The sequence below is a fragment of the Aquibacillus saliphilus genome (genome assembly GCF_020404745.1).
Lineage (GTDB): Bacteria > Bacillota > Bacilli > Bacillales > Amphibacillaceae > Aquibacillus > Aquibacillus saliphilus.
The window spans coordinates 449,353-476,076 of the sequence record NZ_JAIZAP010000001.1 but is presented as its reverse complement, the minus strand read 5'-3'; the positions used below and the strand labels follow the sequence as shown (position 1 = coordinate 476,076).

28 protein-coding genes are annotated in these 26,724 nt (G+C 36.8%); 25 read left to right on the top strand and 3 right to left on the bottom strand.

Annotated features, from left to right (window positions below; all coding sequences use genetic code 11):
• Positions 1 to 797: transposase (locus LD272_RS02510; protein ID WP_226034998.1), on the bottom strand; the 797-nt coding region annotated here is incomplete at its 3' end.
• A gap of 269 nt (positions 798 to 1,066) precedes the next feature.
• Between LD272_RS02510 and LD272_RS02505 the strand changes: the two genes are divergently transcribed.
• The 14 genes from LD272_RS02505 to spoVM all read left to right on the top strand — a co-directional run bounded on the left by LD272_RS02505 (position 1,067) and on the right by spoVM (position 14,944).
• A complete protein-coding gene (locus LD272_RS02505; protein WP_226035023.1) occupies positions 1,067 to 1,942 on the top strand; it encodes a YicC/YloC family endoribonuclease in 876 nt (291 codons plus the stop codon).
• A 173-nt stretch (positions 1,943 to 2,115) separates the two neighbouring features.
• On the top strand, positions 2,116 to 2,376 hold the full coding sequence (gene remA / locus LD272_RS02500) for an extracellular matrix/biofilm regulator RemA (RefSeq protein ID WP_226034997.1): 261 nt from the start codon (positions 2,116 to 2,118) through the stop codon (positions 2,374 to 2,376).
• 15 nt (positions 2,377 to 2,391) lie between these two features.
• Positions 2,392 to 3,012 (top strand): guanylate kinase, encoded by a 621-nt coding sequence (gmk, locus tag LD272_RS02495; protein WP_226034996.1) that lies wholly within the window; start codon positions 2,392 to 2,394, stop codon positions 3,010 to 3,012.
• Positions 3,009 to 3,218, top strand: a complete 210-nt coding sequence (rpoZ, locus tag LD272_RS02490; RefSeq protein ID WP_226034995.1) for a DNA-directed RNA polymerase subunit omega — start codon at positions 3,009 to 3,011, stop codon at positions 3,216 to 3,218. Before gmk ends, rpoZ begins: the two co-directional genes overlap by 4 nt.
• A 194-nt stretch (positions 3,219 to 3,412) precedes the next feature.
• Positions 3,413 to 4,618 carry a bifunctional phosphopantothenoylcysteine decarboxylase/phosphopantothenate--cysteine ligase CoaBC gene (gene coaBC, locus LD272_RS02485; RefSeq protein WP_226034994.1) on the top strand — a complete coding sequence of 402 codons (1,206 nt, stop codon included), beginning with the start codon at positions 3,413 to 3,415 and terminating at the stop codon, positions 4,616 to 4,618.
• Positions 4,615 to 7,023 carry a primosomal protein N' gene (priA, locus tag LD272_RS02480; RefSeq protein ID WP_226034993.1) on the top strand — a complete coding sequence of 803 codons (2,409 nt, stop codon included), beginning with the start codon at positions 4,615 to 4,617 and terminating at the stop codon, positions 7,021 to 7,023. Before coaBC ends, priA begins: the two co-directional genes overlap by 4 nt.
• A 13-nt stretch (positions 7,024 to 7,036) precedes the next feature.
• Complete coding sequence (gene fmt, locus LD272_RS02475) at positions 7,037 to 7,984, top strand: methionyl-tRNA formyltransferase (RefSeq protein ID WP_226034992.1); 948 nt, start codon at positions 7,037 to 7,039, stop codon at positions 7,982 to 7,984.
• Positions 7,977 to 9,329 carry a 16S rRNA (cytosine(967)-C(5))-methyltransferase RsmB gene (gene rsmB / locus LD272_RS02470; protein ID WP_226034991.1) on the top strand — a complete coding sequence of 451 codons (1,353 nt, stop codon included), beginning with the start codon at positions 7,977 to 7,979 and terminating at the stop codon, positions 9,327 to 9,329. The genes fmt and rsmB overlap by 8 nt, the downstream gene beginning before the upstream one ends.
• Before the next feature lie 96 nt (positions 9,330 to 9,425).
• A complete protein-coding gene (locus LD272_RS02465) occupies positions 9,426 to 10,181 on the top strand; it encodes a Stp1/IreP family PP2C-type Ser/Thr phosphatase (protein ID WP_226035022.1) in 756 nt (251 codons plus the stop codon).
• The gene (gene pknB, locus LD272_RS02460; protein WP_226034990.1) at positions 10,181 to 12,181 is read left to right on the top strand and encodes a Stk1 family PASTA domain-containing Ser/Thr kinase; all 2,001 of its coding nucleotides are present in this window, start codon (positions 10,181 to 10,183) and stop codon (positions 12,179 to 12,181) included. Before LD272_RS02465 ends, pknB begins: the two co-directional genes overlap by 1 nt.
• An 8-nt stretch (positions 12,182 to 12,189) precedes the next feature.
• On the top strand, positions 12,190 to 13,071 hold the full coding sequence (gene rsgA, locus LD272_RS02455; RefSeq protein ID WP_226034989.1) for a ribosome small subunit-dependent GTPase A: 882 nt from the start codon (positions 12,190 to 12,192) through the stop codon (positions 13,069 to 13,071).
• Positions 13,072 to 13,074: 3 nt separating this feature from the next.
• A complete protein-coding gene (gene rpe / locus LD272_RS02450) occupies positions 13,075 to 13,722 on the top strand; it encodes a ribulose-phosphate 3-epimerase (protein WP_226034988.1) in 648 nt (215 codons plus the stop codon).
• Between the two features lie 424 nt (positions 13,723 to 14,146).
• Positions 14,147 to 14,800, top strand: a complete 654-nt coding sequence (locus LD272_RS02445) for a thiamine diphosphokinase (protein WP_226034987.1) — start codon at positions 14,147 to 14,149, stop codon at positions 14,798 to 14,800.
• Between the two features lie 66 nt (positions 14,801 to 14,866).
• Positions 14,867 to 14,944, top strand: a complete 78-nt coding sequence (gene spoVM, locus LD272_RS02440) for a stage V sporulation protein SpoVM (RefSeq protein WP_226035021.1) — start codon at positions 14,867 to 14,869, stop codon at positions 14,942 to 14,944.
• Between the two features lie 48 nt (positions 14,945 to 14,992).
• Here the strand turns inward: spoVM and rpmB are convergent, their stop codons facing one another.
• The gene (rpmB, locus tag LD272_RS02435; protein WP_226034986.1) at positions 14,993 to 15,181 is read right to left on the bottom strand and encodes a 50S ribosomal protein L28; all 189 of its coding nucleotides are present in this window, start codon (positions 15,179 to 15,181) and stop codon (positions 14,993 to 14,995) included.
• A gap of 379 nt (positions 15,182 to 15,560) precedes the next feature.
• On the opposite strand from rpmB, the gene LD272_RS02430 reads away from it, so the two are divergent.
• The 11 genes from LD272_RS02430 to rnc all read left to right on the top strand — a co-directional run bounded on the left by LD272_RS02430 (position 15,561) and on the right by rnc (position 26,188).
• A complete protein-coding gene (locus tag LD272_RS02430) occupies positions 15,561 to 15,923 on the top strand; it encodes an Asp23/Gls24 family envelope stress response protein (protein WP_226034985.1) in 363 nt (120 codons plus the stop codon).
• A 112-nt stretch (positions 15,924 to 16,035) separates the two neighbouring features.
• The gene (locus LD272_RS02425; protein ID WP_226034984.1) at positions 16,036 to 17,706 is read left to right on the top strand and encodes a DAK2 domain-containing protein; all 1,671 of its coding nucleotides are present in this window, start codon (positions 16,036 to 16,038) and stop codon (positions 17,704 to 17,706) included.
• Positions 17,707 to 17,885: 179 nt separating this feature from the next.
• Complete coding sequence (sdaAB, locus tag LD272_RS02420; protein ID WP_226034983.1) at positions 17,886 to 18,548, top strand: L-serine ammonia-lyase, iron-sulfur-dependent subunit beta; 663 nt, start codon at positions 17,886 to 17,888, stop codon at positions 18,546 to 18,548.
• A gap of 73 nt (positions 18,549 to 18,621) precedes the next feature.
• Positions 18,622 to 19,506, top strand: a complete 885-nt coding sequence (gene sdaAA / locus LD272_RS02415) for an L-serine ammonia-lyase, iron-sulfur-dependent, subunit alpha (RefSeq protein WP_226035020.1) — start codon at positions 18,622 to 18,624, stop codon at positions 19,504 to 19,506.
• Between the two features lie 5 nt (positions 19,507 to 19,511).
• On the top strand, positions 19,512 to 21,545 hold the full coding sequence (recG, locus tag LD272_RS02410) for an ATP-dependent DNA helicase RecG (RefSeq protein ID WP_226034982.1): 2,034 nt from the start codon (positions 19,512 to 19,514) through the stop codon (positions 21,543 to 21,545).
• A gap of 127 nt (positions 21,546 to 21,672) precedes the next feature.
• Positions 21,673 to 22,245 (top strand): transcription factor FapR, encoded by a 573-nt coding sequence (gene fapR, locus LD272_RS02405; RefSeq protein ID WP_226034981.1) that lies wholly within the window; start codon positions 21,673 to 21,675, stop codon positions 22,243 to 22,245.
• A gap of 3 nt (positions 22,246 to 22,248) precedes the next feature.
• Complete coding sequence (gene plsX / locus LD272_RS02400) at positions 22,249 to 23,250, top strand: phosphate acyltransferase PlsX (protein WP_226034980.1); 1,002 nt, start codon at positions 22,249 to 22,251, stop codon at positions 23,248 to 23,250.
• A 1-nt stretch (position 23,251) separates the two neighbouring features.
• On the top strand, positions 23,252 to 24,202 hold the full coding sequence (fabD, locus tag LD272_RS02395; protein WP_226034979.1) for an ACP S-malonyltransferase: 951 nt from the start codon (positions 23,252 to 23,254) through the stop codon (positions 24,200 to 24,202).
• Entirely contained in the window at positions 24,202 to 24,942 is a 741-nt protein-coding gene (fabG, locus tag LD272_RS02390) for a 3-oxoacyl-[acyl-carrier-protein] reductase (RefSeq protein WP_226034978.1), read from the top strand. The genes fabD and fabG overlap by 1 nt, the downstream gene beginning before the upstream one ends.
• A 211-nt stretch (positions 24,943 to 25,153) precedes the next feature.
• Positions 25,154 to 25,387, top strand: coding sequence for an acyl carrier protein (locus LD272_RS02385; protein ID WP_226034977.1), 234 nt, complete (start codon positions 25,154 to 25,156; stop codon positions 25,385 to 25,387).
• A gap of 111 nt (positions 25,388 to 25,498) precedes the next feature.
• Positions 25,499 to 26,188, top strand: coding sequence for a ribonuclease III (gene rnc / locus LD272_RS02380; protein ID WP_226034976.1), 690 nt, complete (start codon positions 25,499 to 25,501; stop codon positions 26,186 to 26,188).
• 182 nt (positions 26,189 to 26,370) lie between these two features.
• Here the strand turns inward: rnc and LD272_RS02375 are convergent, their stop codons facing one another.
• Positions 26,371 to 26,595 carry a DUF1128 domain-containing protein gene (locus LD272_RS02375; RefSeq protein ID WP_226034975.1) on the bottom strand — a complete coding sequence of 75 codons (225 nt, stop codon included), beginning with the start codon at positions 26,593 to 26,595 and terminating at the stop codon, positions 26,371 to 26,373.
• Positions 26,596 to 26,724: the final 129 nt, after the last annotated feature.

Sequence of the window (26,724 nt, the reverse complement as noted above, 5' to 3'; positions counted from 1 at the left end):
TTTGAATAACTGTTGCGCTCTTCAAATATGGTCATATCATTTTCGTATTTTTGTTTGCGTGCTACATAATCCTTAAACTGTTTACGATATTGTTTTGGTGTTTTGCGTTCAGAACGAAGTTGCTTCCGTTCGCTTACAACGTCACTTTCTTCAATCTTTTTGTCGTAAGCTTCAACCGTCTTCTCTAGTTTCTCGACGACTCTTTCGAGTTCTTGGGTGGATAGTTCCTCGATACTTTCGCGTTCTATTTCTGGGATAATTTCTTTTGCCAACAATTCATCGTACATTTGATTGGATTTCTCCACCAAATTGGCACTGTATTTTTCAATCGATTTGCGCCAAACAAACGTAAATTTATTGGCGTTTGCTTCGATCTTGGTACCATCGATAAAAATTGCTTCGTTATCAATGAGTTCTTCTTTCACAAGTTGACAACGAAATTGCACGAAACATTGACGTAACAGTTCTTTTACTTCTTCATTGACACGAAAACGGTTGATCGTGCGATAGCTTGGCTCATGTCCTTGTGCTAACCACATCATGCGTACACTATCTTCCTCTAATGCCTCAATTTTTCTACCAGAGAATACAGATTGGGTGTACGCACATAAAATAATCTTCATCATCATTCGTGGATGGTAAGCAGGGCAACCCGTTTTATGCAAGAAGCTAGCGAAGGCTTCATCCGGTATCTGTTCCACTAAATCATGGACCGCATAGGCGATATCATTTTCTTTCAATTTCATTTCTAAATCTAACGGCAAAATTACTTGATTCATGTTATAATCTTTAAACATAAGGATACCTCCGATAGTTATTGTGTGGTACTTTAATTTTATCAGAAGGTATCCTTTTTTACTTACTTAAATTGGTTCAATTTTATAAAAAAAGCTGCACCCGCCAACTATGTGTTGGAAAGGTGCAGCTTTTTATTATTTATCTGAGTTTTGTCCCAGCTCCTTTATATTTATCTGATTTATAATAACAATTAGGTAAATTTGCCATTTTTTGATATTATTATAAATGGATAAACCATGAAAAAGTAATTGGATGTGATTTTTTGGCAATGAGTATGACCGGATATGGAAGAAATGTAGTTCATTTAAATAATACTGCTATATCTGTTGAAATTAGAAGTGTGAACCATCGTTTTATAGATATTTCAACCAAAATTCCTCGTTCACTATTGGTAATGGAAGAACGAATGAAAAAGATTATTCAATCATTTTTTAACAGAGGAAGAATTGAAATATTTATCACTATTGAAGGTGAAGGACTAATAAAGCATACGCTAAGTGTCAATTGGGACTTAATGGATCAGTATATAAAAAGCGTTCACGAGGTTAAAAATAAATATAATTTAGATGGAAGTATTCCTATCGATATGGTGACCAATATCGATGAGTTATTTACTATTAAAGAAAATGAGCAAGAGTTTGATTCGATGCATGAAACAATTCTTTCAGCTCTTGAGAGTGCATGTAGTAAAGTTGTTGAAATGCGACAAAAAGAGGGAGAAGAGCTGGTTAGAGATTTAGTAGATCGAATTAAAATAATTCAAACGATAGCAAAACAGTTGGGTGAACGACGAGATATTGTTATAATAGAATATCGGGATCGAATTACAAAAAGAATTGAAGAATATCTAAATGATGATTTTATAAAAGATGAATTTAAATTAACCCAAGAAATTGCCTTGCTTGCTGAGAAAGGGGATATAACTGAAGAAGTCACTCGCCTACGTAGTCACATTAATCAATTCCTTAAAACAATCAATGAAGCCGGTGCAATTGGAAGGAAACTAGATTTCATTATCCAAGAGATGCATAGAGAAACGAATACAATCGGATCCAAGTCTAATGATGTTAAAATAAGTGAATGGGTTGTAACATTAAAGAGTGAAATAGAAAAAATAAAAGAACAGGTACAAAATATTGAATAATATTTTCGTTTACTCAAATCTTGTACTATAATAAATAAAATAGTTACAATAGTGAATTTGAAATACATATGTTTGAAGAATGATATTCACTACGAATACTTTCTTCTTTGTACATAGAGAATTAAACTAGAAACAATGTGCAGATATCATCTGCACAAAAGGGGGAGCCATTTTTGAGTTTACGTTTAATTAATATAGGTTTTGGAAATGTAGTGTCAGCGAATCGAGTCATATCTATCGTGTCGCCGGAATCTGCACCAATCAAACGAATTATAACTGTAGCACGAGACAATGATAAACTAGTGGATGCTACTTACGGTCGCCGCACGAGAGCTGTAATTATTACAGATAGCGACCATGTTGTATTATCTGCTGTTCAACCTGAGACAGTTGGACAACGTGTCATTAGTCATGACGATATCTCTGATGAATAGCTAGGAGGAAGAACATTGATTGAAGAGAAAGGAATTTTATTTATTTTATCAGGTCCATCAGGGGTGGGAAAAGGAACAGTCCGAAAAGCTCTGTTTGACAAGGATATAGGATTGAAATATTCGATTTCTATGACAACTCGTCCCATCAGAACTGGTGAGCGAGAAGGTACTGATTATTTTTACCGGTCAAAAAGTGAGTTTGAAGACATGATCCAAAATAATAAATTACTTGAGTATGCAGAGTATGTTGGGAATTATTATGGAACACCCAGAGATTATGTGGAACAAACTTTAGAATCTGGTAATGATGTTTTTCTAGAGATAGAAGTTCAGGGTGCACTACAAGTGAAGAAAAACTTTCCTGAAGGTGTTTTTATTTTCTTGTTTCCACCAAGTCTAGAGGAATTGAAAAATAGGATCGTTAGTCGTGGGACCGAGACAGAGGACCTAGTTAAAAATAGACTAATGGCGGCAAGAGAAGAGATTGAGATGATGGATGCCTATGATTATGTAGTGGTTAATGATAAAATTGAAACTGCAGTTCATAAAGTTCAATCAATAGTTCGAAGTGAGCATTGTAAACGTGAGCGGGTAGCTAAGCAGTATAAAAAAATATTGGAGGATGATTTAGCATGATGTTAGAGCCATCGATTGATAAGTTGCAACTGAAAATCAATTCTAAATACACATTAGTTACACTATCGGCTAGACGTGCACGTCAAATACAGGATACAAAAAGACACCAATTAGATAATCCAAAGTCTTTTAAATTTGTCGGTATAGCATTAGAAGAAATTCAGGCTGATAAATTAACATATATTCCTAGTGATGCTAAAGATTAATAAGGTGGAATTTGCATCGACGGTTTATTAAGCTAAAAGCACTAAGTTTTGTTCGGTGTAAATGACGTCAAGGTAATTCATAACCCTCGCTTGCAGCTATGCTAGCGAGGGTTATTATTTTTTGTATAAGAATATTTAGAGTAATATGATGATAAGGTGTATCTAATTAGATAATCGGAAAGGGGCACGTTTAGATGGTAAAACGAATGAATATTGTCTTAGGGGTAACGGGAGGTATTGCAGCGTATAAAGCCTGTGCGCTTACGAGTAAACTAATTCAACAAGATGCAAATGTAAAAGTGGTCATGACTAGGAGCGCTACTGAATTTGTATCACCCCTAACCTTTCAAGCTCTTTCTAGAAATCCAGTTTATACTGATACATTTGACGAAAAAGATCCAGAAAAAATTGCTCATATTGACCTGGCTGATTGGGCGGATCTTTTTATCCTGGCACCTACTACCGCTAATATGATTGGAAAAATTGCAGGCGGCATCGCTAATGATATGTTATCAACTGTTCTTTTAGCAACAGAAGCCCCTGTTTACATAGCACCTGCAATGAATGTACACATGTATGCTCACCCAGCAGTAGTTGAGAATATGAAAAAACTAGAGGCTTGGGGGTACAAATTTATTGAACCTGGTAGTGGTTATTTAGCCTGCGGATATGTTGGGAAAGGACGCTTAGAGGAGCCTGAAACAATTATAGAAGTGATAAAAAATGATTTACTTTCCGATCTGCCGTTAGCAGGGAAAAAGGTGTTAATCTCAGCAGGGCCAACAAAAGAGCGAATTGATCCGGTTCGTTTCTTAACCAATCATTCTTCAGGTAAAATGGGATTTGCCTTGGCAGAAGAAGCCGAACGGTTAGGTGCTGATGTAACCTTAGTAACGGGGTTAGTATCACTTCCAACACCAACTAATGTAAAACGAATCGATATTACCACAGCAGAAGAGATGTATCAGCAAATGATTGCACATTTTGAGAATCAGGATATTGTTATCAAATCAGCGGCAGTTGCTGATTATCGACCGATCACTACATATGATGAAAAAATGAAGAAACAGTCAGGTAATTTAGTTATTGAGTTTGAACGGACAAAAGACATTCTTAAAGAGTTGGGTAATATAAAAACAACGCAGTATTTGGTGGGATTTGCAGCAGAAACGAATGATGTAATTAACTATGGTCAAAAAAAATTACAGGATAAAAACCTCGATGCAATTGTGATAAACGATATCCAGGCAGAGGGAGCAGGATTTGCTGGTGACACAAATGTAGTTACATTTCTCAACCGTCTAGGCGTACAAAAAGAAATCGGATTAACGACAAAAACTAATATTGCTAAGCAACTACTAAAGATAGTCATTGCAGAATTAGAGGATGAATCAAAGTGAACATTGCAAAAATAGTAGTGGATGTTCCCGCTAGTCAAACCAACCGAATTTTCGATTACAAAATACCAGATAAGTTTCTAGGATCTGTAAAAAAGGGAATGCGGGCAATCGTTCCTTTTGGACCACGAAAAATAATGGGATTTGTATTAGAACTCACCGATCACTCTGATTTTGAGCGTTTACGTTACATTGAGGACCTTATGGATGTCACTCCTGTACTGACCGAAGAATTAATTCATCTTGGTAAATGGCTATCTGAAGAAACACTAAGTTATTATATTTCAGCTTTCCAAGTAATGCTTCCACAGGTGTTGAAAGCAAAGTACAAAAAAGAATTAATGCGGTTAACCGAGGAATTACTTCCAGAGGAATTAGAAGCTATTTTTGCAGATAGGGACGTTATTTCATATGAAGAATTTGTTTCTCGTGAGGGAAGTTTTTATCATCTACAAAAAGCAATTGATCGAGGTTTGATAGAGGTGAGCTACCAAGTTCAATCGAAAGAAACATTTAAGAAAGAAACGATGATTACTCCTAATCAAAATTCTTTTCATTTGGATGAAGAGTTAGCAAATCTTCCGAAACAAGCAGTAAAGCAAAGAGAAATACTAAGCTATTTTATCCAGAATCCTCAGGCAATCAAGCAAAAAAGTTTACTTAACTTGTTAGCTACATCTAGGTCAAGCTTAAAGGTATTGCTTGAACGTGGGTTACTTCAGGAATATAAGGAAGAAGTTTACCGCAATCCCTACAAGGAGGATAAATATCCAAGAACGACACCATTGCAACTTACAGAACAGCAGGAAACTTCAATAAAACCAATTCTGTCTACAATTGAACATGAACAGCACCAAGTATTTTTATTACATGGTGTAACTGGAAGCGGGAAAACAGAAGTTTATTTACAATCAATTCAAGAAGTAATAAAAAAGGGCAAAGAAGCAATCGTCTTAGTTCCGGAAATAGCTTTAACTCCTCAAATGGTCGAACGCTTTAAAGGCAGATTCGGTTCTCTTGTTGCGGTACTACATAGTGCTTTATCTGCAGGAGAGAAATTTGATGAATGGCGCAAGATTCAACGAAAACAAGTGAAAGTGGTGGTTGGAGCAAGATCGGCAATATTTGCACCACTTGAGAATATTGGAATTATTATCATTGATGAAGAACATGAAACAAGTTATAAACAAGAGGACCATCCCAGGTATCATGCCAGAGATGTGGCGATTTTCAGAGGGGAACAGCACAACTGTCCTGTTGTGTTAGGTAGTGCAACTCCGGCACTCGAATCATTTGCGAGAGCACAAAAAGGGGTTTATCAATTATTAACGCTTTCCAAACGTATGAATAATGCCACAATGCCGAAAGTTAAACTAGTCGATATGCGAGATGAATTACACGCCGGAAACCGTACGATGTTTTCTAGGCAACTGAAAGAAGATATCGAGGAGCGTTTGAAAAAAAAGGAGCAAATTGTACTGTTTTTAAACCGACGAGGGTATTCAACATTCGTAATGTGTAGAGACTGTGGACATGTGATTGAATGTCCACATTGTGACATTACGCTTACCTATCATCGAATTAATAATAGTTTAAAATGTCATTATTGTGGACATGAAGATCAGATGCCGACGAAATGCCCAGAATGTGAAAGTGATACGATACGATTTTTTGGTACTGGGACACAAAAGGTGGAAGAGGCATTGACCAAATTAATACCAGAAGCAAGAGTGATTCGTATGGATGTTGATACGACAAGGAGAAAAGGTGCTCATGAAAAACTTTTAAATCAGTTTGCTAATCATGATGCCGACATACTCTTAGGTACACAAATGATCGCAAAAGGGCTAGATTTTGCCAATGTAACACTCGTAGGAGTTTTGGCAGCAGACTCCCTCCTTAATTTACCGGATTTCCGTGCTGCAGAAAAGACGTTTCAATTGCTTACTCAAGTGAGCGGGCGAGCGGGTCGACATCTATTGCCTGGTGAAGTAGTTGTTCAGACCTATACACCGGAACATTATAGTGTTCAACTTGCTAGTGAATATGACTATGACAGTTTTTTTAAAAAAGAAATGGAAATAAGAAAGACATTTAACTACCCGCCTTACTTTTTCTTAACGCTTATTACAGTCTCTCATCCGAACCAAGTGAAGGTTATCGAGGTCACAAAAACAATAACACAACTTTTAAACAAACATCTTACACAGCAGACACGAATCCTTGGACCAACACCATCGGCTCTGACACGGATCAAAGATAGATATCGCTATCAATGCATGATAAAATACAAAAATGAACCGAACCAAAGGAAAGTAATCAAGAAAATTTTGAGTTTCTATCAAAAAGAACTACAAAAGAATGACTTACTAATTAATGTGGATTTACAACCCTATCAATTGATGTAGGAAGGGGAAAGTTATGAAAAAAATCGTTTTTATGGGTACCCCAGATTTTGCTGTACCTGTTTTGCAACAATTAATAAGTGATAATTATCAAGTGGAATTAGTGGTGACTCAGCCAGACCGACCTAAAGGAAGGAAGAAAGTACTGACACCACCCCCGGTAAAAGTGGAAGCTGAAAAACATGGCATTCCAGTTTTTCAGCCTGAAAAAATTAAAGATGACTATCAGTATGTATTGCAATTTGAACCGGATTTAATTGTGACAGCGGCATTCGGACAAATCCTTCCGAATCCACTATTAGATGCACCTATCCACGGATGTATCAACGTGCATGCTTCTCTTTTACCAGAACTCCGTGGAGGTGCACCAATTCACTATGCCATTCTCCAAGGTAAAAAAGAGACAGGCGTAACAATCATGTATATGGTAGAACAACTTGATGCAGGTAATATCATTACACAAATTACAGTACCTATTACAAGCGAAGATCATGTTGGAACATTGCATGATAAGCTTGCAGTAGCTGGTTCTTCATTACTGCACGATACGCTACCTCGTTTACTCGAAGGTAAATTAGTTAGTAGAAAACAAGAAGATGAGAAAGCTACCTATGCTTATAATATTTCTCGTGAACAAGAGAAGATAGACTGGCAACAATCAAGTAAACGGGTATATGACCATATTCGTGGGCTTCATCCGTGGCCAGTTGCGTTTACTACTTTAGATGAGAAGGTTTTAAAAGTTTGGTGGGCTGAACTTGTGGAAAAAGAATTTGATGCAGTCCCAGGACAGATCGTTGAGTTGTTACAAGATGGGTTAGTTGTAGCATGTGGTGACCAAAAAGGTGTTAAAATCACCAGCTTGCAACCATCAGGTAAAAAGAGAATGACAGCAGAAGATTATTTGCGTGGTACCGGTAGTAAAGTAACAGTTGGGGAAAAGTTAGGAGAAAATAATGGCTAAAAACATACTCAGGAGTACAGCATTAGATATTTTAGTTAGAGTAGAAGGTGGCGGATTTAGTCATCTACTAATTGATCACGCATTAAAAAATAAGGAATTAAGTGATCGAGATCAATCATTATTAACAGAAATGGTTTATGGGACAATACAACGTAAATTAACACTCGATTATTATTTATCTAGTTTTGTAGATGATAAGAATAAGCAGAAGTTAAAACCTTGGGTAAAGTGGTTACTTTATTTATCGTTCTATCAAATGAAATATCTAGATAAAGTTCCTGATCATGCGATTATTCACGAATCAGTAGAAATCTCTAAAAAACGCGGTCACAAAGGAATATCTTCTTTGGTAAATGGTGTGTTAAGAAACGTGCAGCGTAAGGGATTTCCTGATCCAACTCAAATTGCTGATCAAGTTGAACGGATCAGTATAGAAACAAGCCATCCATCATGGCTAATAGACCGTTGGATAAGCATGTATGGAATCGAGACTACAAAACAGATGTGTCAGACTAATTTAACCCATAAATCAATGGCTGTTAGGGTTCAACCCTTGAAAATCTCAAGAGAAGAAGCTATCAGTCAGTTGACAAGTAACGACTTTGAAGTTGAACCTTCCCTTTTTTCAAACCAAGGGATAATTATTCGAAAAGGGAATATTCTAAGAAGTAATTTATTTCGAGAAGGCTATTTGACAATACAAGATCAAAGCTCGATGTTAGTTACCGAAATGCTTGCAGTTGAAAAAGAAATGACGGTTTTAGATGCCTGTAGTGCCCCAGGAGGAAAAACAACTCATATAGCCGAGAAAATGGGAGATATTGGACAAGTTCATGCCTATGATCTACATGATAAAAAAGCAAAGCTTGTAGCAGAAAAAGCATTAGAATTAGATCTGACGATTATTGACTCAAACCAAGCAGATTCTAGAACATTATCATCGTTACATGATGATGAAACGTTCGATCGTATTCTGTTGGATGCCCCTTGTTCTGGATTAGGTGTATTAAGAGGAAAACCGGATATTAAATATCATAAAAGTGAACAAGATATTAAGCATCTGTCAATAATTCAACTAGAATTATTGGAAAGTGTTTCCTCATTATTAAAAAAAGATGGTAAACTATTATATAGTACTTGTACAGTCGACAAAAATGAAAATGAAAATGTAGTTAAACAATTTCTAGAAAAACGTCCTGATTTCGAGCTGGATCCTGAATTTAATCAGGAACTGCCGAATAATTTAAAATCGGCCAAGGGTCTAACTAAGTGGGGTTTACAACTATTCCCACAAGATTATAATACCGATGGTTTCTTTTTAACAAGATTAAGAAAAAAGCAGTAACAGATGAGTACAATAATAATAGATAAAGTACTTTTTACTATTGGATATGAAAGTTAGTTTTCATGACAGATCCAAGGTGAAGACGGGGTGAATAAGATGAATGGTTACTTTTTGACGGATAAAGGTAGAGTTAGAGACCATAACGAGGATAATGGTGGGATATTCAAAAATTATAAACAGCAAATCCTTGCCGTGATTGCCGATGGAATGGGTGGACACCAAGCTGGTGATGTAGCGAGTCAAATGGTTGTTACATCATTAAGTAAAGAATGGGAAAAAACAGTTAATTTCACTTCACCTGAAGAATCCGAGCAATGGTTAACAAACACAATCAAAGCTGTAAATAACTCCATATACGATTATGCCCAGGAACATCATGACTGTATAGGTATGGGAACTACTGTTGTAGCTGTTATTTGTGGTAATGAATTTATATCAATTGGACATATTGGAGATAGTAGAGGTTATCTACTAAATGATCAAGGCTTTAAGCAGGTAACAGAGGATCACTCGCTTGTAAATGAATTAGTCCGAACTGGTCAAATCTCTAAAGCTGATGCTGAATATCATCCGAGAAAAAATGTTTTATTGAAAGCATTAGGAACAGAGCGAGATGTTCAGCCTGATGTTCAAACAATTGGTTGGGAGACTACTAATAAGTTATTCTTATGTACTGATGGATTATCAAATAAACTAGGTGAATCAGAGCTTCATGAATTTTTAAAAGGTAGTGAAGAATTTGAGGGAAGTGCAAGTAAATTAATTGTTGAAGCAAATGAACGAGGTGGCGAAGACAATATATCATTAGCTCTTGTTCACTATGATGACTCACAAGAAGAGGGTGAATCATAGTGCTAGATGGTCGACTGTTAAATGAAAGGTATAAGGTCAAGAAGATGATTGGTGGCGGAGGCATGGCTAATGTCTATCTTGCTAGAGATATTATTCTAGACCGCGATGTAGCAATTAAAGTATTACGCCTTGAGTATGCCAATGATGATGAATTCATTGCTAGATTTCATAGGGAGGCTCAATCTGCGACCAGTCTATCGCATCCGAATATTGTTAATATTTATGATGTTGGTGAGGAAGACAATATTTATTACATGGTAATGGAATATGTCGATGGCATGACGCTAAAAAAATACATACAAACATATGGACCAGTGGAAGTGCAAAAAGCGATAGATATTATGAAACAGGTGACTTCTGCAATAATACATGCACATGAAAATGACATTGTTCATCGGGATATTAAACCTCAAAATATTTTAATTGATCCGTTTGGATTGGTTAAAGTAACTGATTTTGGAATTGCGATTGCCCTTAGCGCGACGTCACTAACCCAAACAAATTCAGTGCTCGGTTCTGTTCATTATCTATCTCCGGAACAGGCAAGAGGTGGGATGGCTAATAAGAAATCAGACGTATATTCTTTAGGGATTGTCTTCTTTGAACTTTTGAGTGGAAGGCTTCCATTTTCAGGTCAGTCTGCAGTATCTATTGCGTTAAAACATTTGCAAAGTAATACACCGTCAATCAGGCGCTGGAATCCTGACTTGCCTCAAAGTGTAGAAAATATTGTGCTTAAATCTACAACTAAGGATCCATTCCACCGATATAGTTCAGTTTACGAAATGGAAGAGGATTTAGAAACAGCATTAGATTCGAATAGAGTAAATGAAGAACTGTTTAATCCGCCAGAAGATAGTGGAGAAGCTACTAAAGCAATTCCAGTTATCACAGACTCAGCCTACAAACAACATCAAACACATCATGATACAATCGTCCACGATGCGAAAGCGGAGTCGCCGAAAGATAGTGAAGTGAAACATGGGAAAAAGAAACGTAAAAAGGCTATTATTTGGGTTTCAGCCATTTTATTTGTGTTATTTGGTGCGATTATTGCAGCATTATTTATTCTACCAAGTTGGTTACAGCCAGATGATGTAGAAATCCCAGATGTTACTAATATGGAATACGAAAAAGCAATAAGTGAATTAAGTAGTCTAAATCTTAATGTTGAACAAGAAACAAGGTATTCAGATGAAGTGGAAGAGGGCTATGTAATTAAAACTGACCCTGAAGCTGGAGAAATCGTCAAAGAAGGACGAACAGTGACGGTATTTTCAAGCGATGGAAAAGAGAAAGTAACTTTTGACGATTATGTTGGTCAGGATTATTATCAACTTGAACGGGTCCTAAGGCAAGCTGGGTACAATGATATTACGATTCGTGAAAAGTTCTCTGATAAAAAAGTTGGAGAAATTATCGAACAATACCATCCTCAGCCAGGTGCACTTGTTATCCCTGAAGAAACAAGTATCACCTTTGATATTAGTAAGGGACTTGAAAATGTAACTCTAAACAACTTAGTAGGTATGACTCAAGAACAAGCGATGGATTATTTAGCAAATGAAAATCTTTCTGGTAAAGTTACTGACAGGCACTCAGCAAATGAACCGGGTAGAGTCATTGAACAAAGCCCAAGTTCGAACACCGAAGTAGAACAAGGATCTGAAGTGCAAATTGTAGTGTCGACTGGACCTGAAGAAAAAAAGCCAAGAACAAAAACTGTAAGATTTACAATACCTTATACGGGTAACGAGGATCAAACAGGTGATGAAGAAACAGGTGAACCTGAACCACAACCACAGGTAGTTCGTATCTATGTAGAAGATGCTGCTGGAAACAATTTTTCCACGCCAGTTAAAGAAGAAACCATTACCGAGAACAAAGAGTTTGAAATCAATTTATTGGTTCCGCCTGACGGGGAAGCTTTATATAAAGTTGAACGAGATGATAAAGTGGTGCTAGACGATAGTGTAAGATATGAAGATGTAGAGGGGTGAGTGAATGAATGCCAGAGGGTAAAATCGTAAAAGCTTTAAGTGGATTTTATTATGTCAAAAGTGGTGAAGATGTTTTCCAATGTAGAGGAAGAGGTCTATTAAGAAAAAATAAAGTCAACCCACTTGTTGGAGACTATGTGGTGTTTGAAGAAAGTAATCCTGGTGAAGGATATATTACTGAAGTTGAAAAGCGGAAAAACGAGCTTGTTCGTCCGCCAATAGCTAATATTGATCAAGCAATAATCGTAACTTCGGCAACAGAACCTGATTTCAGCACGCTTCTTCTTGATCGGTTTTTAGTACTAATTGAATCCAAGTTTATTGATCCAATTATTTTTATTTCTAAAATGGACACAGTTCAATCGGATAAAAGAGATGCAATTGAACAGTTTAAATCAGATTATGAACGAATTGGCTATCAAGTTCAAACATTATCAACAAAAGAACCGGAGAATTTCAGTCAGATAGTAAGTCACTTTAAAAATAAAATTTCAGTAATTGCTGGTCAGTCTGGTGTTGGAAAATCATCGATGTTAAATGCGATTAATCCGTTATTGAAATTGGCAACAAATGAGATTTCAGCGAGTCTTGGAAGAGGAAAACATACAACAAGACATGTTGAATTAATTGAAGTTAATGAAGGTCTTGTCGCTGATACACCTGGCTTTAGTTCACTAGAATTCAATGAGCTTGAATTAGCAGATCTACCAGACTGTTTCCCTGAAATGAAAGAACGAAGAGCCGAGTGTAAGTTTAGAGGATGTATGCACAATAAAGAACCTAAATGTGCAGTCAAATCAGCAGTAGATGCTCATGAAATTCCAGCGTATAGGTACAAACATTATTTGCAGTTCTTTGAAGAGATTCAAAATAGAAAGCCGAGGTACTAAATTATGACAAAAATAGCACCATCAATATTATCAGCTAACTTTTCAATGTTAAAAGACGAAATTCTTGATGTCGAACAGTCTGGAGCGGATTATATTCATGTCGATGTGATGGATGGACACTTTGTCCCCAATATCACCATTGGTCCATTAGTAGTTCAAGCGATTAGACCAGTGACATCACTTCCTTTGGATGTACATTTAATGATTGAAAACCCGGATCAATATATACAACCATTTGCAGATGCAGGTGCAGATATTATTACTGTTCATCAGGAAACATGTCTACATTTACACAGAACGATTCAATCAATTAAAGATGCTGGTGTTAAGGCAGGCGTTGTACTAAATCCAGCTACACCAGCAGAGTTGATCAAACCTATTTTGCCAGAGGTCGATCTTGTCCTACTAATGACAGTTAATCCTGGTTTTGGTGGCCAAACCTTTATCCAATCGGTGTTGTCGAAAGTAAGGACAGTTGCTGGTTGGAGAAAAGAAATGAATTTATCATTTGAAATTGAAGTTGATGGTGGTGTAAATAAAGACACAGCCAAACTTTGTAAAGATGCAGGTGTAGACGTCCTTGTTGCAGGAAGTGCGGTATTTAATCAAGAGAACCGGAAAGAAGCAATTAAAAATATCCGTAACGCATAAATGAAGAAGGTTGCCGGTCAAGGTAGCCTTCTTCATTTATAATTTTTAAAATAAGGATATTTTTAAAAGATGGGGACTGTGGTTACTCGTCGCACCGAATTAATTGGTGCTTTTGACACAAAACCTATAGAATACGACGTAACTACTGAGTTGATTTCCTTCCATTCTGTATCAAATGAGTGCTAAATCAACGCTGCGGAAAAACACTCGCTTTCCACGGGGAACGCCTCAGCCTCCTGTTCTTTGATTCTGAGGCTTTAGGCCGTGCCCACGGAAAGCGAAGTATTCTGCCGAAGCGACCGTATAACACTCGTTTTATTTAGAGTGGAAGAAAGCAAAAGTTACTTCGTATTTTCTATCAACTGCGAAGATTTAAAAGCAACAACAGTATAAAAAGAGCTTAAAAGAAAGTATGGTGGAAGTTATGTCAACGGTAGCTATTGTTGCTGGAGGGCCATCACAGCATATACCTTATTTACATACATATAAAGAGGAGGTAACAACCTGGATTGGAGCAGACAAAGGAGCCATAACTCTTTTAGAAGCTAATCTTATCCCTGATATTGCTATCGGTGATTTTGATTCTATTTCAGAAGATGAGTTAGCTAGAATTAAACATAATAGTCACCATTATGAAATACATCCTGTTGAAAAAGACGAAACAGACTTGGAGCTAGCTATTAAAAGATCGCTCGAATTAAATCCTGATACAATTTATTTATTCGGTATTACTGGTGGAAGACTAGATCATGAATTGGTTGGCATACAACTGCTTCATCAATTAAAACAAAATAATGTTAATGGTATTATTTTTGATAATGGGAACCGAATTGAACTAAATTTTCCCGGTAAGTATGATATTTATGATGATCCAATTTATCCAAATATTTCATTTCTACCATTTTCACAAAAAGTAATAGGCATAAGTCTCGAGGGCTTCTACTATAAATTAAGTAACACTAATATTATTTGGGGCTCTACATTATGTATTTCTAATAAGCTTCTTTCAGAAAAAGGTACTTTTTCCTTTGATGAAGGCATATTATTAGTAATAAAGAGCCGAGATGTACTTATCTAGGGTCATTAACATAGGATAATCAGAAGTGATCTTTTATTGCTATCCGGAAAAGAGGAGGGGGATCTCATGAAATTTTATACGTTTAAACTCCCGCGGTTCATTGGTGGCTTTGTACGTGCAATTATGGGTTTGAAAAAGGATTAAACACAAAAAAAGCACCCTCAATGGGTGCTTTTTTTGTGTTTAACTGTATTATACTCGTTCAACTTTGCCTGATTTTAAAGCACGAGCAGATACATAAACGCGTTTTGGTTTACCGTCAACCATTATGCGTACTTTTTGAACATTAGCTTTCCAATTACGTTTATTAGCGTTCATCGCGTGAGAACGAGCGTTTCCTGCCGTCGTTTTACGACCAGTTACAGCGCATGTGCGTCCCATATAAAATCCCTCCTACTAACATCTATCTCTTTACATACTAATATAATCTAACACATAGGGAAGAATATTGCAATATATCGTTTCTTAATACTAATGATAAACCTAACTTGACAGAATTTTGATTTTCGTCCATTGTATAAAGGGGTTTGTTTCAAATAGGACTAGGGGTTTATGATTAAATAAATAGTTATCTATATTCAGTAAGGTGCTTTTTTACTAAAATTAGTGATACTAGGTTAGCTATTGTAAGTTGTTTTTTAGAATTAGCTTGAGAACGAATTTAAGATACATAATTGTTTGAAAGTGAAACAGCTTTTATATTTTCACGAGTTATAGTAAAATGACCTTAAATTTACGAGTTAGCCAAGGAGGATTACTTATGTCCATTGAACTTAATAATAAGGATGGTCATGTAACGATCACAAATGATGTTATATCTACGATTGCTGGCGGTGCAGCTATCGAATGCTATGGTATTGTAGGTATGGCTTCAAAAAACCAACTTAGAGATGGAATTGCAGAAATTCTTCGCAAAGAGAATTTTTCAAGAGGTGTAGTTGTTAGACAAGACGGAGAAAATTTGCACATTGATATGTATATCGTTGTTAGTTATGGAACGAAGATTTCCGAGGTTGCTAATAATGTACAGTCACAAGTGAAATATACATTAGATAAAACACTTGGTTTATCTATAAGCTCTGTCAATATTTATATTCAAGGTGTAAGAGTAGCTAATGATTAATAGTTGACTTTTTAGCACAAAAAATTATTTTATCCTAAATTATATTTTCTAATTACTGAGATGATAGTTCGGTCTGATAATATTCAACCGTTGAAGAAGGAGGTAGTTGTAAGTGACGTTACGAACGTTAGGCGGAAATACATTCGCACAAATGGTAAAAGCAGGAGCAAGCCATTTAACGAATAACGCCAAAATGATTGATGCATTAAATGTTTTTCCTGTACCCGACGGGGATACAGGTACTAATATGAATTTATCTATGACTTCAGGGGCTACTGAAGTTAAAAATACAAATACTGACAATGTTTCAGAGGTGACCCAGGCTTTTGCTAAAGGATTACTAATGGGGGCACGTGGAAACTCAGGCGTTATCCTGTCTCAATTGTTTAGAGGGTTTGCTAAGGGCGTTGAGGGTAAGAAAACACTAACGACTGAAGATTTAGCAGCAGGCTTTGACATGGGTGTGAAAACAGCTTATAAAGCTGTTATTAAGCCGGTAGAGGGAACAATCTTAACTGTTGCAAAGGATTCTGCTCACAGGGCTCAAAAGCTAGCTGAATCTCCAAATAAAGACATAATTGAGTTTATGGAGGGTGTTCTAGCGGAGGCAAAAGCATCGCTGAAAAGAACTCCTGACCTACTACCTGTTTTGAAAGAAGTAGGTGTTGTAGATAGTGGTGGACAAGGTCTTGTCACAATTTACGAAGGATTCCTATCATCACTAAAAGGCGAGGAGCTTCCTGAAACTGCTGATAATTCTATTGAGATGAGTGACATGGTCAATGCAGAGCATCATAAATTAGCTCAAGATTTTATGAATACTGAAGACATTGAATTTGGTTATTGCACTGAATTCATGGTGAAGATGGAAGAGGATAAGTTAGTATCAAATCCATTCAGTGAAGAAAATTTTAGAAACGAATTAAATGAATATGGTGATTCTTTACTCGTTGTCTCAGATGATGAGATTATAAAGGTTCACATTCACGCTGAACATCCTGGGGAAGTACTTAATTTAGGACAACGTTTTGGAAGCTTTATAAGTATAAAAGTAGATAATATGCGAGAACAACATACATCGATTGTTGGCGATCAGAAAAAACAAGAAAAAAAACCAAAGGATAAATCTGAGTATGGTATTGTCTCGGTTGCGATGGGTGAAGGTTTAAAGGAATTGTTAGAAAGCCTTGGTGCTACAGTAGTCATTCAAGGTGGACAAACAATGAACCCTAGTACTCAAGATATTACAGACGCAATTGGTGAAGCAAATGCGAAAAACATTATTATTCTGCCTAATAACAAAAATATTGTTATGGCTGCCGAGCAAGCTGCTGATTTAGCTTCAGAAAATGTTGCGGTTGTACCAACCAAAACAATCCCTCAAGGAATGAGTGCATTACTTGCTTTTCATCCAGAGGTTAACCTAGAAGAAAACAAGGAAAACATGGTAGAAGCAAGTAAACAGGTGAAAACCGGGCAAGTTACATATGCGGTTCGGGATACACAAATAGATGGAATGTCGATAGAAAATGGTCATTTCATGGGTCTAGCAGATGGTAAAATAAAGGCGACAAACAAAGATAAATTAGAAACGACGAAGCAATTGTTAACTGAAATGTTAACTGAAGAAGACGAAATTATTACTATCCTTCAAGGTGAGGATGCTACAGACGAAGAGCTTTCTTCCCTAACTAATTTCATAGAAGAAAATTATCAAGAAATAGAACTAGAAACACATAAAGGCAATCAGCCTATTTACTCCTTTATTTTTTCAATTGAATAAAAAATTGTAAAGCCCTTTCCTGTATAAGAGAGGGCTTTACCTATGTGGTAAAAAAGACAAAGTAGTAGATTGTAGAAATAAAAAATAAATAAGTCGCTTCTTTTTTTTATTAGTACCCTTTATACTTGGTATGAAGGATTTATCCTTCACCAGAAATCTTTTAAAAGGACGGTGTTAGAATGAAATTCAAATCCGTTTTTGATATTATTGGCCCTGTTATGATTGGCCCGTCTAGTTCTCATACTGCAGGGGCTGCTAGAATTGGAAAAGCAGCTAGAACTCTTTTTGGCATGGATCCGACATGGGCGGAGGTTCATCTCTATGGTTCTTTTGCTAAAACGTACAAAGGTCATGGAACAGATGTAGCTATCGTAGGAGGTCTACTTGGTTTTGATACTGATGATACAAGGATAAGCAGCTCTTTAGATATAGCAAAAGAAAAAGGATGGAATGTAGTTTTCTACCAGGATGAGGCAGCTACGGACCATCCCAATACGACTCGGATTAAAATTGGCAATGGCAAGGAAGACATGGAACTAGTAGGAGTTTCTATCGGTGGTGGAAAGGTGGAAATTACCGAATTAAATGGTTTTGAACTACACCTTTCTGGAAATCATCCAGCAATTCTTGTTATGCATAATGACCGGTTTGGAGCAATTGCTTCGGTAACTCAAATTTTAGCTAGACATGAAATTAATATCGGGAGAATGGAAGTATCTAGAAAAGATTTGGGAAAAGAAGCTTTAATGATAATTGAAGTTGATCAAAATGTGGAAGAAAATATCATTCAAGAATTAGAAGAAGCTGATCATATTCTACAAATAGCGAGAATTGTAGATTAAAATAAAATTTCTAGATGTCTATTTGAACAACGATGATTGAGCAACTTTTAAGCAAATGGAGGGGATACGCATGTTGTTTAGAAATGTAGCTGAATTAGTAGAAATTGCAAACCATGAAAAGATTCAATTATCAGAAGTAATGATCAGGCAGGAAATGGATGTTAACGACCGGACAAAAGAAGATGTGATGAGCCAAATGGAAAAAAACCTCCAAGTAATGGAGGATGCAGTAGAGGAAGGTTTAAAAGGCGTCTCTTCTCATTCAGGATTAACTGGTGGAGATGCAGTATTATTACAAAAGTATATAACAGAACAAGACCCATTATCCGGTACATTGTTACTGGATGCTGTTAGTAAAGCTGTAGCAACTAATGAAGTGAATGCAGCAATGGGCACCATTTGCGCAACACCAACTGCCGGTAGTGCTGGTTGTGTACCAGGTACGTTGTTTGCTGTGAAGAATAAGTTGAATCCAACTCGAGAACAAATGATCCGCTTTTTATTTACCTCAGGAGCATTTGGCTATGTCGTAGCAAACAATGCATTTATCTCAGGTGCTGCAGGTGGCTGTCAAGCTGAAGTTGGTTCTGCATCGGCTATGGCTTCTGCAGCTATTGTAGAAATGGCTGGTGGTACACCACAGCAAAGCTCAGAGGCATTCGCGATTACACTTAAGAATATGCTTGGTTTGGTTTGTGATCCGGTAGCTGGTTTAGTAGAGGTACCATGCGTGAAAAGAAATGCTGCAGGTGCGTCCAACGCGATTGTTTCTGCCGATATGGCTTTAGCTGGTGTTACAAGTAGAATTCCTTGTGATGAAGTAATTGGTGCTATGTATCGCATCGGTAAAACGATGCCAAGCGCATTAAGAGAAACTGCAGAAGGAGGCCTAGCGGCAACTCCTACAGGACGTGCTTTAGCATCAAAAATATATGGTATCCCGGTAGAGAAAGAGTGAGCAATTTGTTGAATGAACCGGTTAGTAACGTTAAGGGAATAGGAGATAAGCTGCAAGAGAATTTCACTGAAATTGGTATCAATACTGTTGAAGATTTGTTGTTTTATTTTCCAAATAGATACGATATCTATGAAATAAAACCTTTAAGTGAACTAATTCATGATGATAAAGTGACCATTGAGGGAGAAGTCATTGGAGAACCTACGCTAACCTTTTTTGGGAAAAAGAAGTCCAGATTAGTAGTAACATTACAGGTGGAACATGTAGTCGTTAAAGCAGTTATGTTTAATCGCCCCTTTGCGAAAAAGCAACTGCAGCATGGTGATACCGTTACGGTGACTGGTAAGTGGAACCAACATCGCTTACAAATCACCGTTAGTAATTATAAGAAAGGGCAGGCTAATAGCCAAGCACCAATACAGCCAGTCTATCCTCAAAAAGGGAATGTAAAAAATCAGCAGCTTAAAAAAATTATACGTCAGGCCTTTTTACAGTATAAAAACGATATAAAGGAAATACTTCCTACTAGCTATTTGCAGGAGTATAAATTACCAAAGAGAAACGAAGCACTATTTCAAATGCACTTTCCAACGAACAATCAAACGTTAAAACATGCCAGAAGAAGAATTACATATGAAGAATTTCTTTTATTCCAGCTCAAAATGCAATGGTTAAGAAAACGAAACAGAGAGGCTACACAAGGTAATAGCCAACTATTTAATCAGGTGAATGTTGACGAATTTATTAAAGAGTTACCTTTTACACTGACAAGAGCTCAGTTAAGGTCACTGAAAGAAATTCTTATTGATATGCGCTCTTCTTTTCATATGAACCGATTACTACAGGGGGATGTCGGTTCAGGAAAAACAGCTGTCGCAGCAATTTGTTTATATGCGTCAATTACAGCTGGAAAACAAGGAGCACTGATGGTTCCTACCGAAATTTTAGCTGAGCAACATTATCAATCTCTAAAAAGTTTATTCACGGATAGGGCCAATGTTGTATTATTAACAGGGTCAGTCAAAGGGAAAAAAAGAAAAGAAATACTTGAGTTGATTAAAACAAATAAAGCCGATATCATCATTGGAACACATGCATTGATACAGGAAGAAGTTGTATTTAACAACCTTGGAATGGCAATTGTCGATGAACAACACCGTTTTGGTGTTAAACAACGGAGAACATTAAGAGACAAAGGGCTTAATCCTGATGTGTTATTTATGACTGCTACACCGATTCCTAGAACTTTAGCTATTACTGCTTTTGGAGATATGGATGTATCACAAATTGATGAGATGCCTTCTGGTCGGAAAGAAGTTCAGACCTATTGGGTAAAAGATAACATGCTCAACCGCGTACTCCAATTTATCCAAAAAGAGGTTGATCAAGGATATCAAGCTTATGTAATCTGTCCACTTATTGAAGAAAGTGATAAGTTGGATATTCAAAATGCTGTAGATCTTCATCAACAGTTGGTTTCTTATTTTGAACCTGACATTCATGTCGGACTAATGCACGGTAGGTTACATACTACAGAAAAAGATGAAGTAATGAACAAATACGCTAATAATGAACTACAGGTGCTTGTTTCAACAACTGTTGTTGAGGTTGGCGTCAATGTACCAAATGCAACAATAATGGTTATCTATGATGCAGAGCGTTTTGGTTTATCGCAATTACATCAACTCCGGGGTCGTGTAGGGAGAGGTCAAGTTCAAAGCTATTGCATTCTATTAGCAGACCCCAAAAGTGATGTAGGAAAAGAAAGAATGCGAATTATGACAGAAACAACAAATGGATTTGAACTATCTGAACAAGATTTACAGTTAAGAGGACCAGGGGACTTTTTCGGTAAAAAGCAAAGTGGTTTACCTGAATTTAGAGTTGGTGATATGGTTCATGATTATCGAGCTTTAGAAACAGCTAGAAATGATGCCCAGGAAATTATTTATGCGAATTTATTAAATAATGATAAATCATATGGAAACTTAAAGGAAATGTTAAACGAAGAAATTGAAAAAGGTGTAACTTTAGATTAAAGGCTATGCTTGCATAATTTTTATTGGTATTATATATTACTATTAGTACCTAGTCTTAATTTATAAATACATTTAACTATTACGCTGTTTGTTTAGCTATTAGGGATAACTTGGATGGTGTGAGCAAATGAGAAGAAATAAAAAAAATAGGCAATTACAGCTCAAAGAAACAATAGAGGAAATGCCTTTTATAACTGATGAAGATTTAGCTAAAAAATTTGAAGTGAGTATCCAAACGATACGTTTAGATCGAATGGAACTATCGATACCTGAGTTGAGAGAACGTATTAAGTCAGTAGCGACCTATCAATGGAATGAGACAGTAAAGGCCTTGCCGATTGATGAAGTTATTGGTGAAGTTATTGATCTTGAATTAGATAAACGAGCTATCTCTATTTTAGATATTAGAGATGAACATGTTTTTTCTCGAAATAAAATTGCACGTGGTCACCACTTGTTTGCTCAAGCTAATTCTCTTGCAGTAGCTGTCATTAATGATGAACTAGCTTTGACTAGAGGAGCGGAAATTAAATTTACGAATCAGGTTAAGCAGGGAGAACGAGTGGTAGCAAAAGCTAAGGTAATTAACGCGGAACAAAAAGATAGAACTACTGTAGAAGTAGACAGCTTTGTAGAGACTGAAAAAGTATTTTCTGGTGTATTTGAAATGTTTCGTTCAAACGAACAAAAAGGAGAATAAAGTATGAATTTAGCCATTGACGCAATGGGCGGAGATCATGCACCAAAGGAAATTGTTTTAGGTGCGATGGAAGCTGTCAAAGAGATCGCTAACTTAGAAATTACTTTAGTTGGTGACGAAGAAAAAATATCTTCTTACTTAAGTGATTCGACCAATATTAAGATTTTACATACTACTGAAGTAATTACTGGTGATGATGAGCCTGTTCGAGCAGTGCGTAGAAAGAAAAATTCCTCACTTGTACTAATGGCAAAAGAAGTGAAAGAAAAAAGAGCGGATGCCTGCATATCGGCAGGAAACACAGGTGCATTGATGAGTGCTGGTTTGTTTGTTGTTGGACGTATAAAAGGAATTGACCGTCCAGCTTTAAGTCCAACCTTGCCAACACAAGACGGGAAAGGATTCTTACTTTTAGATGTTGGTGCTAACGTGGATGCTAAGGCGCAACATTTAGTTCAATACGGAATCATGGGTTCTATCTATACGGAACAAGTCCGAGGAATACCCTCTCCAAGAGTTGGATTGTTAAACATTGGTACAGAGGATGGAAAAGGAAACGAGCTAACTAAAAAAGCCTTCGAACAATTAAAGCAAACGCCAATCAACTTTATTGGCAATGTAGAAGCGCGTGATTTACTTAACGGCGTTGCTGATGTCGTTGTTACTGATGGATTCAGTGGTAACATTGCTTTGAAGACCATAGAAGGTACTGCGCAAACCATGTTTTCCATGATCAAAAAAACGTTCATGACAAATATGAAAACGAAGCTAGCTGCAGGGTTAATTAAATCTGACTTAAAAGGGCTAAAAGATCAATTGGATTATTCAGAATATGGTGGAGCTGGTTTATTTGGGTTGGCATCACCAGTGATCAAAGCCCATGGATCTTCTAATTCGCGTGCGATTTTTAATGCAATTAAACAAGCCTGTCACATGGTGGATCACAATGTCACTGGCACAATCGAAGAAACAATGAAATCAATCCAGGTAGATGAGGAGGAGTAAAATGAAGAAAGTAGCTTTTGTCTATCCAGGACAAGGCTCTCAAAAAGTGGGAATGGGAAAGGAAATGTACAGCAAGTATGCTGGTGTTAAAAAACTGTTTGACCAGGCTGATGAGTTGTTGGATTTTCCGTTAACAACATTAATGTTTGAAGGGCCGGCTGAGGAACTTACTAATACTGAAAATGCCCAACCGTCTTTACTATTAACAAGTGCTGTTATAAGTAAGTTATTGAACAATAACGATATTTATCCAGTGATGACAGCTGGACATAGTCTAGGGGAGTATAGTGCATTAGTTGCTTCTGGCGCGCTACGCCTTGAAGAAGCTTTACCGTTAGTAAGAACAAGAGGAACATTGATGGAAAGAGCTTATCCTAAAGGAAAAGGTGCGATGGCAGCAGTACTAGGTGCTAAGGTCGAGATGATCACTGAGGTATTAGCGGAAGTGAATGATTCTTCTGATGAAATAGTGGATATTGCTAATCTGAATTGTCCGGGTCAAGTCGTAATTTCTGGTACAAGACTTGGAATTGAGCAAGCTTCTGATAAATTAAAAGCAAACGGAGTTAAACGAGTAATTCCGTTAAATGTTTCTGGTCCTTTTCACTCTAGGTTAATGGAACCAGCATCAGAACAATTTTCTAAGGCTCTTGAGAAAATAGAGTTCTTTGATGCTGAAATTCCAGTCTATGCTAATGTAACGGCAGAACCAGTTAAAAGAAAAAGCGAAATTATTGATTTATTATTAAAACAACTCTATTCGCCAGTTAGATTTGAAGAAACAATTGAAAATATGATGAAAGAAGACTTGGACGCAATCGTCGAAATCGGTAGTGGCAAAGTCTTAAATGGTCTAGTTAAAAAGGTGAATCGTAAAATGACGACATTTGCTGTTCAAGACCCTGAATCATTAGAAACGTTTATCAATTGGTATAAGGAGGAATCATCCTAATGATTAAAGGAAAAGTTGCACTTGTAACCGGCGCTTCACGAGGAATTGGCAGAGCCATTGCACTTGAGCTTGCTAGTCAAGGTGCTAAAGTTGTTGTCAATTATGCGGGTAGTGAAGCAAAAGCGCAAAAAGTCGTTGATGAAATTAAGCAATTGGATACCGATGCTATAAAGATTCAAGCAGATGTATCAAATGAGTCCGAAGTGAAAAGCATGATTAAAGAAATTGTTGATGAATATGGAAGTCTTGATATACTTGTTAATAATGCGGGTATAACTAGAGATAACCTGTTAATGCGAATGAAAGAAGAAGAGTTTGATGAAGTTATTCGCATTAATTTAAAAGGAGTATTTCTATGTACCAAAGGCGTTACGAGACAGATGATGAAACAAAGAAGTGGAAGAATTATAAACATCGCCTCTGTAGTTGGTGTTAGTGGTAATCCTGGACAAGCGAATTATGTCGCAGCAAAAGCCGGTGTCATCGGTATGACAAAAACAACAGCAAAAGAGCTTGCTTCAAGAAATATTCTCGTCAATGCTATTGCTCCAGGCTTTATTGAGACAGATATGACGGATCAATTAACAGATGAGCAGCGCTCTAGTATGATGGAGATGATTCCTCTAGCAAAACTAGGCAAGGGTGAAGATGTAGCTCGAGTTGTAAAGTTTTTAGCGTCAGAGGATGCAAACTATATTACTGGTCAAACTATCCAAGTTGATGGTGGTATGGTTATGTAAGACGGGCAACATGCCGGGCTCTGCTTATGCATGTCGCGACTACCAAGCCTGTTTCGCTTTATACTCAACCTAGCTGCGGCTCCTAGGTCCTCGTTGTATAAGCAATCCCACTTCATGGCTAAAGAACACAGCCATTTTGTGGTTTTGCTTATCCAGTCGGACCAAACCAGTCGCCTACGCTTTATACTTTTTGAAAGGGGGTGAGGTTGCAATGGCAGATACTTTTGATCGCGTAAAGAAGATAGTTGTTGACCGTTTGGATGTTGAGGAATCTAAGGTTACAATGGAAGCTTCTTTTAAAGATGACTTAGAAGCAGATTCTCTAGATGTGGTGGAGCTTGTTATGGAGCTTGAAGACGAGTTCGATTTAGAAATTGCTGATGAAGATGCTGAAAAGATCGGAACGGTTGGCGATGCTGTAAACTACATAAGCAGCAAGCAATAATACATTACGTTTCAAAATACTGTTTATCAGCAGTGTAGATAATTATGGAAAGTCTCGCTACTTGCGGGACTTTCTCCATATAACCATAGAGATTTAGTAGGTGGAGAGACAATGAATTTTAAACAGTTACAAGATAAATTGGCTATTTCATTTAGTAATGAGAATTTGCTTAAGCAAGCATTTACCCATTCATCTTATGTGAATGAGCATCGTAAAAAAGATTTTGAGGATAATGAACGATTAGAATTTCTTGGAGATGCTGTTTTAGAACTGGGTGTATCTCAGTATTTATATCGTGAATTCCCTGAAATGGCAGAAGGCGAGTTGACAAAGCTTCGTGCATCGATTGTATGTGAACCTTCGCTTGTAAACTTTGCAAATGACATCGACTTCAGTGATTATATATTACTTGGAAAAGGTGAAGAACTGACTGGTGGTAGAAATCGCCCTGCACTTCTTGCTGATGTATTTGAAGCATTCATTGGTGCACTATATTTAGACTTAGGGTACGAGCAAGTTATTCAGTTCTTAGAAAAATATGTCTATCCCAAAATAAGTACAGGTGCTTTTTCTCATGCGATGGATTACAAAAGCCAACTTCAGGAAATCGTACAGCGCAATAAAAATGGTGTTGTTGATTATGAAATTACTGAAGAAAGAGGCCCAGCACACAATCGAGAATTTGTATCCGAGGTCCAAATTAATGGTAGTTTAGTTGGAGTTGGTTACGGTCGAACTAAGAAAGAAGCAGAACAACGTGCAGCCAAAAAAGCTATTGATGATTATCAAAGTAGTTTATAAAGAACAAAAGCGCAGGCGCCGGAGCTGGACGTGGCAAAGCTTAGGAATTAGTTAGCCACAGCAGTCCCATTTTATAATTTCCTAGACAAAAAACAACTGACACCTCATTGTATTCATTTAGAAGGTGTCAGATTTTTTGAAAATGAAGGAATTATAACTTTTCCCATTTAAATTTTCATCGATTATTTTCTAATAGTAGCTAACTCTTGAACAAAAGCTTGTGTTTCAGCTACACTTAATTGTCCTTTTTGTTTAATTAAATCATAAAGAGATTTTAACTCATCGTACTTTTCGAGATTATAGTCTTCTGGATCCATTATTGACTTGTTTACAACCTTCATTAAATCTGCCATTTCGTTAATGATAAACTCTAGATTTTCTTGTGTTGGTTCGTTTAAATCACTCATGTTATAAACACTCCTCATAGTAAATATTCAATGAATTCTTCTAAGTACCTTCCCTTTGTGATAAAATATATAGGTTGAAATACAAATTATCTTATCTTGAATTATACATAAATTTTTAACATAAAACAA